This is a genomic window from Marinomonas piezotolerans, assembly GCF_003362755.1.
Taxonomy (GTDB): Bacteria; Pseudomonadota; Gammaproteobacteria; order Pseudomonadales; family Marinomonadaceae; genus Marinomonas; species Marinomonas piezotolerans.
On sequence record NZ_QKRA01000002.1, the window covers coordinates 454,233 to 467,531 of the forward strand.

A 13,299-nucleotide genomic window follows, 5' to 3' on the forward strand; every position below is an offset into this window, starting at 1 on the left:
CTACGGTGTCTCTTTTGCTTGTATAAAAAGCTCGCCGACCTGCAAGTTAACGACTTCGACCTGAGTACTTTTGGCGATGGGCTCGCTGCTTATTAAACGCCATTCAATGCCCGAGAAGCGATAGGTCACTTGTTTGTCAGGAGCGACGTCTTCAGGTAGGACAAAAGTGTGGCCGATAAGGTCGCTATTAACGGTTTTATGCTCGGATGTTTGCTGTGCACGTTTCATGATCGGCCACAGAACGATGCTTGTCAGCAGCGTGAAAATGGTGGTGGCGATTAACGCCCATTGCCACGTCGTGGGAATCCATTCCATGTACATGGACAAAGATGTGAGCAGCAATCCGAGCCCTGCAAACAGCAGCACAAAGGTGCTGATGCCCAATACTAAGACTTCGATGGCGAGCAGCACCAGCCCGAGTATGGCGAGTGCTTCAACGAGGTAAGTGGCTATAAAGTTCATTACGCGCGCTTATTCAGTTGATTGATGATGGATGTGGCTTGAGCGACGAGTGAGCTGGCATCCGTAGCATTATCCGGCAAAATGACCAATGACGACTCTTTAGCAATGGCGTGTTTGGCTTCAATCGCTTTAGTGGCCAGATCTAATTGAATCGCTTTTTGACCGTTTTCGGTATTTGCGGATTCACCTACGGTACGGAGCGCTTCTGCTTGGGCGTCTGCAACGGCGATGATGGCTTTGGCCTCACCTTCCGCTCGCAGCACTTGTTCTGCTTTATCCGCTTCCGCCGATAGGACAACCGATTGTTTTTGGCCTTCGGCGCGGTTGATGGCTGCTTGACGATCACCTTCGGATTCTAATATTTGCGCACGTTTGACTCGCTCGGCTTTCATCTGCGCTTCCATGGCTTCCATGACCGATTGCGGCGGGATGATGTCTTTGATTTCGTAGCGCAGTACTTGAATACCCCAAGGTCCAGCCGCTTCGTTAATGGCAGACACAATGTTTGTGTTCAGAGCATCACGTTCTTCGAAGGTTTTATCTAATTCCATCTTACCTAATTCAGAGCGCATTGTTGTTTGTGATAATTGCGTCACGGCAAAGACATAATCGTCCACGCCGTATGTCGCTTTGTAAGGGTCTAGTACGCGGAAATACAACACGCCATCTACGTGTAGGGAAATATTGTCTTTGGTGATTGCTCCTTGCTTGGGCACGTCAACGGCTTGTTCTTTGAGAGATCGGTCTGCTCCGACGCGATCAATAAACGGAATTAGAAAGTTTAAGCCCGCTTCTTTTGTTGAACGGTATTTGCCAAAGCGCTCGATCAAATAGGCGCGGTTTTGCGGCACAAAAATGATCGATGATTTAAGTAAAATGATGGCGAAAATTAACAGTGCGACAGGCACGGTAAGAACGTTATTAAGTATTAGTGAGACGATATCCATAGCGTTTATTCTATCCTAGTTTGATGTTTGACCAATCGAAGTGTACTGCGCTTGTTGTTGCAATGATAGCGCTCCCTTGTCTGATGGTGCATCTTCCACATTACCCTTTCAAAGGTCTTTATTGGAGTGGTGGAAAAGGGCGTTTTAACTCGCTGTAACCGCTAATGTGCGTTGTCCTTGCACGGTGACACGATGCAGCTTTCTAGGCGCATCTCCGTAATCGGTGACCGCGTAGTGCTGAGTGATGCGATTGTCCCATATGACGATGTCACCCACTTGCCAAGTGTGGCGCATTTGAAACTCGGGTTGTCTTGCCAGCTGAAATAACTCATCAAGTAACGCTTGGCTATCGGTGTCACTGAGACCGTCAATATGCCGAGTGAATTGCTCATTGATGAAGAGTGAGTGTTCTCCCGTTTCAGGGTGTTGTGCAATTAAAGGGTGATGTACAGGAGGGAAGTCTCGGCTTTTTTGCGTGACCACACTCTCGCCTTCAGGAGTCGTATGATCGTAGCGACTGCCCGCAAAAGCATGTAGCTGGTGGCACGCCTGCTGCCCAGTTAATTGCTCGCGTAGTGAGCTGGGCAAGCTTTCTAATACCGCGCCCATATTGCACCATAAGGTATCTCCACCTTGATCGGGTAAATGCTGGGCGTGCAGAATCGAGCATTTTGGCGGAGCCGACTGAAAGGTCATATCCGTATGCCAGAAGCTTTCTCCCGGGGGATTGCCTGGTGCTGTCTCAATCACCACAATTTGAGGGTAACCCACGACGTGAGGGAAGAAGGGATGTGGGGGCTCTAACTCGCCAAACCGTTTTCCAAATTTCAAGTGTTCTGCGGGCGTGAGTTGTTGCTTTGGCACGACCAAGACTTTGTATTCCAAAAACGCCTGATACAGTTGCGTAAATTCATCATCTGTGAGGGCATTTAACGAAAGGCCATCTAGGCGCGCACCGATATGAGGGCTTAACGGAGTGAGAGTCATAACGATCCCTTCTAAGTATCCATTGAATTTGCAGTGTTAGTTAGGCAGTGGAATGTAGTCATGCTCATCGCCTGGTACGATGGGGAAATTGCCTTGTTGCCAATTTTGTTTTGCTTGCTCTATTAAGGACTTGTTGCTGGCGACAAAGTTCCAGTCCATATAGCGGGTACCAAGCGTTTCTCCGCCGACTAAGACAATAACGCTGTCTTCCCGTGCCGTTACTTCAATGTCAGGTTGATCAGTCAGAATGACCATGGTCTGGGCGTCAATAGGATCTCCCATTAATTCAAGCTGTCCATTGACGAGATACAGACCACGCTCTGCAGCATGAGGCAGGGTCAATGTTTGGCCTGCTTTGAGCTTCGCTTCACAATAGAGTGTCGGTGAGTAGGTTTTAACGGGTGAGACCACATCATACGCTTCGCCCATCATCACGCGAACAGGGACACCCTGCACTTCGGTGCGTGGTAGTTGGCGTTGTTCATATGAATAAAACTCTGGGTCGATTTGTTCTTGAGCTTGAGGCAAAGCGAGCCATAGCTGTAAACCATGAACATGATTGTTGGCTGCTTTTGTTTCAGGGCGTTGGCGCTCGGAATGCGTGATGCCTTTACCGGAGACCATCAGATTAATATCACCCGGTACGATACGCGCCGTGTTGCCGAGCGAATCACGATGGAGCATTTCTCCTTCGAATAGATAGGTCACGGTAGCTAAGCCAATATGGGGGTGGGGGGGTACGTCTACGCCGTCGCCGGGAGAAAACGAGGCAGGGCCGATATGATCAAAAAAGACCCAAGGTCCAACGCTACGACACTTACGAGTGGGTAGCGAGCGTTTGACGGTAAATCCACCCAGATCTTTTTCTTTTGGCGTTAACACAATTTTGATGGCGGCATAGGGGGAAGAGATTGGTGTCATTTCGTGATTCATCTAAAGGCTCCTTTTAGAGTGAAACTGCAGTGGCTCTGAATGTGATACTGCTAAAACGGGTATTGCCTGTCCAGTAGCGTTTGGAATGTGCAGTTTTGGTGCATCATTAAGTGCTCATGCTTTACGAGTAGGCGCATAGAAAATTGACTTATTGGTCAAATACTTAGCGTCTTTATCAGCGTAGTTTAGGGAAAAAGCTATAGAGGATTGGTACTTACGTCTCAGTCTAAGAGATATTAGAAACTAACGTTTCATTTTGGCATGGGTGTTGCAAATATCGTTTCACAGTTGACCAAAAATGAAACGAGGAACCCAATAATGAAAGCGATTAAAAAACTGCTAACGAAAACTTTGCTAGCGACCGCATGTGTGACGGCTGCCATGACTGCTACAGCGGATGTATTGAGTGATATTAAATCACGCGATGAAATACGTATTGCGGTGCCACAAGACTTTCCTCCGTTCGGCTCTGTGGGTGCCGATTTGAAACCTCAAGGTATCGATGTGGATATGGCGAACTACATTGCCGACCAAATGGGAGTGGATTTAACGATTGTCCCTGTCACCAGTGCAAACCGTATTCCTTACCTTCAGACCAAAAAAGTAGACTTGGTGATTTCCAGCTTGGGTAAAAATCCAGAGCGTCAAAAGGCAATCGACTTTTCAACGCCTTACGCACCTTTCTTTTTAGGTGTCTTCGGGGAGAAGAGTGTCCAAGCACCTAACTTGGCTGCTTTATCAGGTAAAACCGTAGGCGTTACGCGTGGTTCGGTGGAAGACTTAGAGCTTGAGCGAAATGCTCCTAGCGATATCAATATTCAACGATTTGAAGACAACAATACAACGCTAACCGCGTACTTAACTGGCCAAGTTAATTTGATTGCGACCGGTAACTTAGTGGCGACTGAGATTGCGAAGCGTAAACCTGCTCGTGCACCAGAAGCGAAATTCATGCTGAAAGACTCTCCTTGTTACATCGGCATGGCGAAAGGTGAAGCTGCGCTACAAGCTGAAGTGAATGCGATCATTGCTAAAGCCTTGGCAGAAGGTAAGTTGAACGATATTTCGATGAAATGGTTAAAAGCTCCTTTACCACAAGGTTTCGGTGCCTAAGGCGTAGCATATGCTGAATTTTTCAGACCTTCTACCTTATACCGATGTGTTTCTGGGTGGTCTTGCGACCACCCTGCAACTCACGTTGTTGACGACGGTATTAGGCGTAATCGTAGGTACGCTATGCGCGTCGATACGACAGTACGGTAATAAACCCAGTCAACGCGCTGTGGCAGCGTATGTCGAGTTAATTCGCAACACACCGTTTATCGTACAGTTGTTCTTTATTTTCTTTGGCTTACCATCCATTGGTTTGTTGTTAACACCGTGGCAAGCCAGTGTGATTGCATTGACCATTAACTTAGGGGCGTACAGCACAGAAATCATTCGTGCGGGATTGAGCAATATTCCTAAGGGTCAATGGGAAGCAGCTAAAGTACTCGGTATGAACTTTCGCCAGACGTTAGTGCGAGTTGTATTTACACCAGCGTTTGAGAAGATTTATCCCGCTTTGACCAGTCAATGCATCATTGTGATGTTGGGGTCTGCGGTGCTGTCTCAGATCTCAGTGCAAGACCTCACCTACGCTGCCAACCTAGTGCAATCGCGTAATTTCCGTGCCTTTGAGAGCTATGTCGTCACAGCTCTGATGTATTTAGGGCTGGCGATGTTAATGCGCTATATCTTTGGCCTAATTGGTAAGCGCGTCTTCGCCTTTCGGGAGGCTTCATGATTGAGTTTTCGAACTGGGACATTCTGCGTAACCTGTTGTTTGCGATGCAGTGGACCATTTTATTGTCATTGATCGCGTTTATCAGTGGCACGAGTGTCGCGCTCGGATTGACGGCCGTGCGCTTGACACGCAACCCTGTGATGACGCGCTTTGTTAAAGTCTACGTGGAGTTGTTTCAAGGTACGCCGCTGTTAATGCAGATGTTTTTGTGCTTCTTCGGCTTATCCATGATTGGTTATGAAATCTCTGCTTGGGGAGCGGCAATCTTGTCGCTGACTCTGTTTACCAGTGCATTTTTGGTAGAGATCTGGCGTGGTTGTATCGATACGCTACCAAAAGGTCAATGGGAGGCGAGTCGCGTATTGGGGTTGAGTTTTTTACAGACTCTGCGTCATGTGATCTTGCCTCAAGCCACACGGGTGGCGTTTGCGCCAACGGTGGGCTTTTCCGTGCAAGTAGTAAAAGGTACGGCCTTGGCTTCAGTCATTGGTTTTGTCGAGTTGACCAAAGCCGGCACTATGCTAAACAACGCTACGTTTGAACCGTTTAAAGTATTTGCTTTTGTTGCATTACTCTATTTCGCCTTGTGTTACCCGCTGTCCCTATGCAGCAAGTATTTGGAGAAGAAATACCATGTCGCTCGTTAAACTTGATCAAGTCCACAAATATTATGGCGACTTTCATGTGCTTAAAGGTATCGATCTGGATATTAAAGCGGGGGAAGTGGTATCAATTATTGGTAAAAGTGGCTCAGGTAAAAGTACGTTATTACGCTGCATTAACGGCCTTGAGGAATACCAGCAAGGCGGCATTAGTGTGGACGATAAGGAAGTGACATCCGAAGACATTCAAGTGCGTCGATTGGCATTAAGTGTCGGGATGATCTTTCAAAATTTTAACCTTTTCCCGCATTTAACAGTGGGAGAAAACATCATGTTGGCACCTACCATAGTGTTGAAAAAGTCCAAGGCTGAGGCGCAAACCATTGCCAAGGCCATGTTGGAAAAGGTTGGGCTTGGGGATAAGTTCGGCAGTTATCCAGAGAAACTGTCCGGTGGTCAACAGCAACGTGTTGCGATTGCGCGTGCGCTGGCCATGAATCCTAAGGTGTTGTTGTGTGATGAGATTACTTCAGCGTTGGACCCAGAATTGGTTGGTGATGTACTAAAAGTACTTGAGCAACTTGCGAAAGAAGGGATGACACTGGTGCTTGTGACCCATGAAATGAATTTCGCACGTGATGTCGGTGACCGTGTGGTTTTCATGCATCAAGGCAAGGTTTGGGAAGAGGGGAACTCGAAAAAACTATTGTCTGATCCGGAAACTGAAGAACTGAAACAATTTATCGGTGCGGTACTGTAGATAAACGTACTTTGTTTGAGTTTTATAAAAAGCGGCTTCTTATACAAGAGCCGCTTTTTTCATGTTGGTGCTTGCTTACCCATAGGCCAGCTAGGAGCGCTAGTTGATGAGCATCAGTGCACTTAACGTCAGCATAAAGACCGCAATGATGGCATCTAACACGCGCCAAGCATTGGGGTTATTAAACACAGGACGAAGCAATCGAGCGCCATAGCCTAACGCAACAAACCAAGCGATGCTGGCGAAACAGGCGCCGATGGCAAATACGAATTGTCCAGCACCAGGATAATGCGTAGATAAGCTGCCCAGTAGCACCATGGTGTCGAGGTAGACATGGGGGTTTAAGAAAGTGAACGCCAAGCAAGTCAGAACAGCGGCTTTGAGCGAAGCGCCAGCACCGGACTGGCTGGCTTGGAGGGCCCCAGAGCCTGACCATGCTCGATAAGCGGCTTGAAGCCCATAAACCGCCAAAAAGGCTGCTCCACCGAGCTGAAGTAAATAGATGGCGCTCGGCCATTCCGTGACGATGAACCCGATGCCAGCCACGCCTGCACTGATAAGGAGGATATCGCTTAATGAGGTGATCGCAACGATCGCGCCGACGTGATTGCGCAGCAGCCCTTGACGTAAGACAAACGCATTTTGCGAACCGATGGCAATGATTAACCCCGCACCTGCCGTAAATCCGGCTATTAAGGCTGTTAGTAACATGAAATAGGTCCTGCAACGTGATTAGAGATGTCAATCTTGATGCGATAAATCGGATTAGTAAAATTAATAATTGTTGATATAGTTAAGAAAAACTAATGAAAAAGAAAATATGAGCTTACTTCACCCCCAGTTAGCCGCCTTCGCGGCAGTGATTGAAGAAACCAGTTTTGATGGTGCCGCTCAGCGTTTAGCGGTGACACCTTCCGCAATTTCTCAACGGATAAAAGCGTTAGAAGATCGCCTTGGGCAAGTGTTGATCGTGCGTCAGCCCCCTTGCCGACCAACGGAGGCGGGGCAGGTTCTATTGCGTAAAGTGCAACCCATGCTGGCGCTAGAAGCCGAAGCGTTTGTTGACTTTCAACTAGATCAACCTGTTGCAGCACAGCGTCTTAAAATTGCTGTGAACGATGACTCCCTTGAAACGTGGGTGTTACCGGCACTCGCGCAGTTGAATCAAGAGTTCGGCTATTTATTTGAAGTGATCGTTGATGATCAAGATCATTCGTTGAGTTTACTGCGAGATGGCTCGGCGGTGGGGGCTGTCACGTCAGAGGCGAAGGCAATACAAGGTTGTGATATTCATCAGCTTGGCACCATGCGCTATCACGCTATTGCGTCGCCAACGTTTCAAGCACGCTATTTCGCTAATGGGTTGAACTCAGAGACCTTTCAGCAGGCACCAATGTTGGTGTTCAACCGCAAAGATACCTTACAAAGTCGCTTTATGGCGCAGTTTAGTGAGCAATCACTCTCACCCCCGACGCACTATTTGCCAACGTCTAAAGGGTTTGTCGAAGCGGCAGCGCTTAGTTTGGGGTGGTGTATGGTCCCAGAATGTATGATTCAAAAGGAGTTGTCTCAGCAGCGTATTATGATGTTGGATGAGACGGTCACGATAGATGTGCCCTTATATTGGCAGCACACCTCAGTACGATCGTCGACGCTGAGCAATTTAACGCGGGCCTTCACAACGCACGCTAAGCGTATGTTCGAAGGTTAGAGATAAGGGTTATCGTATGGTCGACCAGACGTGTTGTTGCCAAACCGAGAATTTATCTTGTTTAGGTATTGAGGCATTAGCAGGGCTGGTGGAAGGTAAAACGGTTAGCGTGTAGCGTTCAAAGAAGCTTGGATTGGGTTTGAGCAAATGGCGTTTGAACGCTTGATAGGCTTTCTGCCCATTGAAGCAGAGCTTAGTAATATTGGAATAGTCAGACAATAAGCCGATGATATCGTTGGCTTGTTCACTGGACGTTACGATCTTTGAATCGAGGCTGCCTTGGCGCTCACAGTATTGCAAAACATCCCATAAACCGACGCCAAACAGCTCCAACATCGTTAAACGTGCCGCATAGTCATCAGGTGCGGTTTGACCGAGCTGTGCTGCAGGGATTTTCCAAAACAGGTTTTGTGGGTGCGCATAATATTGCTGCTCATCCAGTGACGCCTGGCCAGGCATGGATCCGAGTACCAAGGTATGAGTGTCAGCATTGACGACTGGTGCAAAGCTTTGTTTTAGCAGCATGACTTTTAAATCGCTTCGTTTGGATTCTCAATATTAAATAGATATGCCCATTCTTGCTGACGACCCATTGCGTCAACCATTTCGACTTTTAATGTCCACTGCATGCGCTCATCGGTACACAGTGGAACCACTACTTGGTTACGCCATGTATTGTCTTCCGTCTTACGCAGCGGATATTCATAAACGCCCAAGTACATTTCTCGCCCTTCGAGCACTAGGTTTACAGACTGAGCATTTTGGACCGCTTTAGGCAGTGTGAGTACGGTATCGATGCGGCGATTGAGCCGAATTCCATCAGCAAATTGTATTGTCGCCTCGCTAAAGCGCGCTTTGGATTCGACTAGAGTGCAAAGGCCAGTATCAAGATCACAAGGGCCAAGATCGTCTGGTAACGGATCCTCAGAATGAACGGCTTTTACAATCGCTGCAATGCCAAAAATAGAGACAAAAGCGCAGGCGTAAAAGATCAATTCTGCTTTGTTGAAAATTTTCATAGGCGTTAAATCTGTCTAGCTGAATGTCTGGATGCGTATTCTACCGATTAACAGACCGCAAAGGCAGATATGAGTTCGGCAGTTATAGCAAAATCCTTGTTTTTTAAAGATACGAAGTAGGCGAGTTATTGGACTGATTATGGCAAGCATCGTTTACTGGATGACGAAAACCGTACACAGTTTTGGGGGGATCAATGAGAGTTGATGACGCTTAATGGATAATCCTGCTAATCAATTGAGGCTGATAGTAACTATTTTGGGGCATGATGGGCATTGAGGTCGCTTTTTGTATATATTAGGGGTAACAAGGTGTGCTCAAAGGAGACGACAATATGACAATAAGACGAGTACAGCCAATTGACTTAGTGCCACTGGTTGAACTTTGGGAGATGGTGTTCCCTGATGACCCTTCGCACAATGCCCCGCGGGCCATGTTACCGACTAAGCTCGATGTGGATGACTTGATACTTGTAGCGTGGGAAGAAGGCGTGCTCATTGGTGCGTGTATGCTGGGTTACGATGGACATAGAGGTTGGTTGTATGCTGTAGCGGTGCATCCTGATCATCGTCGTAAAGGCGTGGGTACCAACTTAATTAACGCGTCGTTTGAAACGCTTAAATCACTCGGCTGCATCAAAGTGAACTTACAGGTGCGTGAAGTGAATAACCCTGAAGTGGTGGCATTTTACGAGTCTTTGGGGTTCAAAGTTGAGCAGCGCATCAGTATGGGGAAATTGCTTGAAGACGAGTAATCGTCTATTGAACTGATGCTTCAATCCTTTTGAAAAGGCGACCTAATTTAGGTCGCCTTTTTCGTTATGCCGGCCACTAATGTCTTCATAGTTAATTCATTCATCTAGCAAGGAAACAGCACTGTTTGGTCCTGTTTTAGGAATAAACGTGAAGGTCTTTTTGGGTACATTGAATATAGTAAGCTATGTATATAATAATCTTAATATATCAAAAAGGTTGTTTCATCATGAGTGCAATTAGAGAAATAGGGTTCCTGATAACCGACGTGAAGCGCATGATGCGTCGCCAGTACCTGAAACAAGACATGTCTGTGACACCAATGCAGGCGCGAGCGTTGGTGTATGTGTCGCGCAATGAAGGTTTGCGTCAAGTAGCGCTGGCTGAAATATTGGAAATTCAGCCAATCACGACGGCGCGACTGATTGATCAATTGAGCGAAGACGGCCTAGTAGAGCGTCGACCTGATCCAAAAGATCGGCGCGCACACTGTTTGTATTTGGCGGAGGGGGCACGTTCCCGTCTGGATGAGATTGACCTGTTTGTAGAAAACGTCAACCAAAAAGCCGTAGAAGGAATGTCGCTTGAAGAAATAGAGCAATTAACCCGCCTGTTAAAAATCATGCACACGAATTTATTAGATAAAGAATAACGCGCCGTCGATAGGCTGAAGTGAGAGGACGAGAAACATGAGTGAGCAAACATCTGTAGAGGATGAGCCAAAACGCGTTACGCAGCGCGCCAAACGTAACATTTTACTTTTTGGAGTACCCATTGTTGCGGTGTTGATATCAGCGTATGTCTATTTGAGTGGCGGTCGTTATGTATCAACAGACAACGCGTTTATAAAAAACCATAAAACAACGATAACAGCCGAAGTGTCAGGCATGATCGATACATTATCGGTTGCAGAAAACCAAGTGGTGCATAAAGGGGATCTTCTATTTTCCGTTGATCCGGTGCCGTTTCAGGTCGCTGTTGCCAAAGCCGAAGCGCAGCGCGAGCAAGTTCGGATTGATTTGTTGTCTCAAAAAGCCGCCTACGAAGAGAAGCAAGCCGAGATAAAATTGGCAGAAAATACATTGGCTTACAATCAGCGTGATGAGGAACGTCAAGCTGACCTATTAAAACAGCATTATATTTCTGATTCCCAATTTGATGCGTCCAGTCAAACCACACAAACGAGCCAACTAAAAATCAATACGCTGCGCCAAGACCTGCGTCGGCTCCGTGAAGCACTCGGTGGCGATGTGAATCGTCCGATCGAAGATCACCCCAGCTATAAGGCTGCTGAAGCAGCGTTAGAGCAAGCTCGCATTGATCTTAAGCATGTGCACATAACAGCGCCTGCTAATGGTGTTGTGACCCACGTACCCACTGCCGGTGAATACATTACTAAGGGGGGAAGTGCGATGGTGCTAATAGCGAATACAGCGCCTTGGATCGATGCAAACTTTACCGAAAAAGACCTCACACACATGCATCCTGGGCAACATGTGGAGATCGAGGTGGATGCGTATCCAGGTATTACTTGGCAAGGCAAGATTGCGAGCATCAGTCCTGCGACAGGATCTGAGTTTTCAGTCATTCCCGCGCAAAATGCATCAGGTAACTGGGTAAAAGTGGCGCAGCGTGTTCCCGTACGGATACAGATTCAACAGATAGAAAATGGTCCGATGCTGCGCAGCGGGTTAAGTACTGAAATCCGCGTCGATACAGAGTTCCAGCGCAGTATCCTCGGCGTAAAGCTGTAGGGAGTTCGTATGACCTTAACACAAGCACGGTCGGAGAACGGCGCGAACTTTAATCGTATCATGGTCACAGTGTCAGTGATGCTGGCGACCATCATGCAAGCGCTTGATACCACTATCGCTAATGTTGCATTGCCGAATATGCAAGGGGCGATGGGAGCCACCCAAGATCAAATTTCATGGGTGCTTACCTCTTATATTGTGGCCGCCGCGATTTGTATGCCGCTGACCGGATTCATTGCGGGTAAATTTGGCCGAAAGCGCTTGTTTCTCTGGTCGGTGGTTGGTTTTACCGTGGCGTCTGTTTTATGTGGTATGGCGCAATCGCTTAATCAGATTATTCTCTTCCGTTTATTACAAGGCGTGTTTGGTGCCAGCTTGGTGCCTTTGTCTCAGGCCATTTTGCTAGATAGTTACCCCCGTGAAAAACATGGCGCGGCGATGGCGATGTGGGGCGTTGGCGTGATGGTCGGACCTATTTTAGGGCCGTTCTTGGGTGGTTTGCTGACCGAATATTACAGCTGGCGCTGGGTGTTTTATATCAATGTGCCATTTGGTATTTTGGCGTGGCTAGGTATCACAGGGTTTGTTAAAGAGACAACCCTGCAAGCAGAGCGAAAATTCGATTTTTTCGGATTCTTTTTGTTAGCCATCGGCATTGGCGCATTGCAAATGATGCTGGATCGAGGGGAAACACTAGACTGGTTTAATAGCCTTGAAGTGGTTATTGAGTGTGGCTTAGCGGTGCTTGGGTTGTACATGTTTATCGTGCACATCAATACCCATCATTCACCCTTTATCGATACGCGTCTGTTCCGTGATCGTAACTTTGCAGTAGGGCTCGTCTTTATCTTTGTTGTGGGTGTGATTTTGCTTGCCACCATGGCGCTATTGCCACCTTTTATGCAGAATCTAATGGGGTATCCTGTGGTTGATGTGGGTACCGTTTTGGCGCCAAGAGGGTTTGGCACGATGGCGATGATGCTTGTTGTTGGGCGTCTATCTGGCAAAGTGGATCCGCGAATCTTTATCTTCGTTGGTTTATCACTGGTTGCTTTTTCGATGTGGGAAATGACGCACTTTACGCTTGACTCCACATCGGCTGACATCATTCGCACAGGTATGGTTCAAGGCGCAGGGCTTGGTTTGACGTTTGTTCCTCTGTCGACCGTAGCGTTTGCGACGTTGGATCCTTCGTTACGCACGGAAGCCTCATCACTGTTCAGTCTGCTGCGAAATATTGGCAGTAGTATCGGCATATCCATCGTATCGACTTATCTCATCCAGCAGACGCAGGTGAATCACGCGATTTTTTCGGAGTCGATCAATCCTTTTAACTTAGGTTTATCGCTAGCGGAACAAGCCAGTGTCTATTCGACGCAGAGTACCGCGGGCTTAGTGGCACTGAATTCGATGGTGACTGGGCAAGCTGCAACGATGGCTTATCTACAAGATTTTCGCATGATGATGTGGGTCACGATTGCTGCGCTACCACTGGTATTATTACTGGGCGGAACGGCGAAGCCAACGTCAACGAAGATGGCTTAACGCTCATCGAATCATTTGATCCAGCGCGCCATTAGTGCGGTGA

The 13,299-nt window shown here is 47.5% G+C and carries 16 protein-coding genes; 9 read left to right on the top strand and 7 right to left on the bottom strand.

The genetic code is table 11. The annotated features are described in order from the left end of the window. From DN730_RS06110 to DN730_RS06125, 4 genes are all read right to left on the bottom strand, one after another. Positions 1–462, bottom strand: coding sequence for an NfeD family protein (locus DN730_RS06110; RefSeq protein ID WP_115467216.1), 462 nt, complete (start codon positions 460–462; stop codon positions 1–3). Beyond that, entirely contained in the window at positions 462–1,409 is a 948-nt protein-coding gene (locus tag DN730_RS06115) for an SPFH domain-containing protein (protein ID WP_115467217.1), read from the bottom strand. The genes DN730_RS06110 and DN730_RS06115 overlap by 1 nt, the downstream gene beginning before the upstream one ends. Before the next feature lie 144 nt (positions 1,410–1,553). Further along, complete coding sequence (locus DN730_RS06120) at positions 1,554–2,396, bottom strand: TauD/TfdA dioxygenase family protein (RefSeq protein ID WP_115467218.1); 843 nt, start codon at positions 2,394–2,396, stop codon at positions 1,554–1,556. Between the two features lie 36 nt (positions 2,397–2,432). Further along, positions 2,433–3,329, bottom strand: a complete 897-nt coding sequence (locus DN730_RS06125) for a pirin family protein (RefSeq protein WP_115467219.1) — start codon at positions 3,327–3,329, stop codon at positions 2,433–2,435. Positions 3,330–3,647: 318 nt separating this feature from the next. Between DN730_RS06125 and DN730_RS06130 the strand changes: the two genes are divergently transcribed. Genes DN730_RS06130 through DN730_RS06145 form a run of 4 tightly spaced genes read left to right on the top strand, consistent with a single transcriptional unit; the run spans position 3,648 to position 6,477 of the window. Next, positions 3,648–4,442 (top strand): transporter substrate-binding domain-containing protein, encoded by a 795-nt coding sequence (locus DN730_RS06130; RefSeq protein ID WP_115467498.1) that lies wholly within the window; start codon positions 3,648–3,650, stop codon positions 4,440–4,442. 10 nt (positions 4,443–4,452) lie between these two features. Next, positions 4,453–5,115 carry an amino acid ABC transporter permease gene (locus DN730_RS06135; RefSeq protein ID WP_115467220.1) on the top strand — a complete coding sequence of 221 codons (663 nt, stop codon included), beginning with the start codon at positions 4,453–4,455 and terminating at the stop codon, positions 5,113–5,115. Then, the gene (locus DN730_RS06140) at positions 5,112–5,762 is read left to right on the top strand and encodes an amino acid ABC transporter permease (protein ID WP_115467221.1); all 651 of its coding nucleotides are present in this window, start codon (positions 5,112–5,114) and stop codon (positions 5,760–5,762) included. Before DN730_RS06135 ends, DN730_RS06140 begins: the two co-directional genes overlap by 4 nt. Further along, positions 5,749–6,477, top strand: a complete 729-nt coding sequence (locus tag DN730_RS06145) for an amino acid ABC transporter ATP-binding protein (protein WP_115467222.1) — start codon at positions 5,749–5,751, stop codon at positions 6,475–6,477. The genes DN730_RS06140 and DN730_RS06145 overlap by 14 nt, the downstream gene beginning before the upstream one ends. A 99-nt stretch (positions 6,478–6,576) precedes the next feature. On the opposite strand, the gene DN730_RS06150 is transcribed toward DN730_RS06145, so the two are convergent. Further along, on the bottom strand, positions 6,577–7,188 hold the full coding sequence (locus tag DN730_RS06150) for a LysE/ArgO family amino acid transporter (RefSeq protein WP_115467223.1): 612 nt from the start codon (positions 7,186–7,188) through the stop codon (positions 6,577–6,579). 109 nt (positions 7,189–7,297) lie between these two features. Between DN730_RS06150 and DN730_RS06155 the strand changes: the two genes are divergently transcribed. Beyond that, positions 7,298–8,188: a LysR family transcriptional regulator ArgP gene (locus tag DN730_RS06155; protein ID WP_115467224.1), complete on the top strand. Its 891-nt coding sequence runs from the start codon at positions 7,298–7,300 to the stop codon at positions 8,186–8,188. A gap of 9 nt (positions 8,189–8,197) precedes the next feature. Here DN730_RS06155 and DN730_RS06160 read toward each other — a convergent pair whose 3' ends face one another. Next, the gene (locus DN730_RS06160; RefSeq protein ID WP_115467225.1) at positions 8,198–8,713 is read right to left on the bottom strand and encodes a DNA-deoxyinosine glycosylase; all 516 of its coding nucleotides are present in this window, start codon (positions 8,711–8,713) and stop codon (positions 8,198–8,200) included. 5 nt (positions 8,714–8,718) lie between these two features. Beyond that, positions 8,719–9,207 (bottom strand): hypothetical protein, encoded by a 489-nt coding sequence (locus DN730_RS06165; protein WP_115467226.1) that lies wholly within the window; start codon positions 9,205–9,207, stop codon positions 8,719–8,721. A gap of 332 nt (positions 9,208–9,539) precedes the next feature. On the opposite strand from DN730_RS06165, the gene DN730_RS06170 reads away from it, so the two are divergent. The 4 genes from DN730_RS06170 (at position 9,540) to DN730_RS06185 (ending at position 13,256) form a co-directional block, all read left to right on the top strand. Beyond that, positions 9,540–9,959, top strand: a complete 420-nt coding sequence (locus tag DN730_RS06170; protein WP_115467227.1) for a GNAT family acetyltransferase — start codon at positions 9,540–9,542, stop codon at positions 9,957–9,959. A gap of 227 nt (positions 9,960–10,186) precedes the next feature. Further along, entirely contained in the window at positions 10,187–10,609 is a 423-nt protein-coding gene (locus tag DN730_RS06175; protein WP_115467228.1) for a MarR family winged helix-turn-helix transcriptional regulator, read from the top strand. A 37-nt stretch (positions 10,610–10,646) separates the two neighbouring features. After that, positions 10,647–11,711 carry an HlyD family secretion protein gene (locus DN730_RS06180; protein ID WP_115467229.1) on the top strand — a complete coding sequence of 355 codons (1,065 nt, stop codon included), beginning with the start codon at positions 10,647–10,649 and terminating at the stop codon, positions 11,709–11,711. 9 nt (positions 11,712–11,720) lie between these two features. Next, positions 11,721–13,256: a DHA2 family efflux MFS transporter permease subunit gene (locus DN730_RS06185; RefSeq protein WP_211313835.1), complete on the top strand. Its 1,536-nt coding sequence runs from the start codon at positions 11,721–11,723 to the stop codon at positions 13,254–13,256. Positions 13,257–13,299 lie beyond the last annotated feature (43 nt).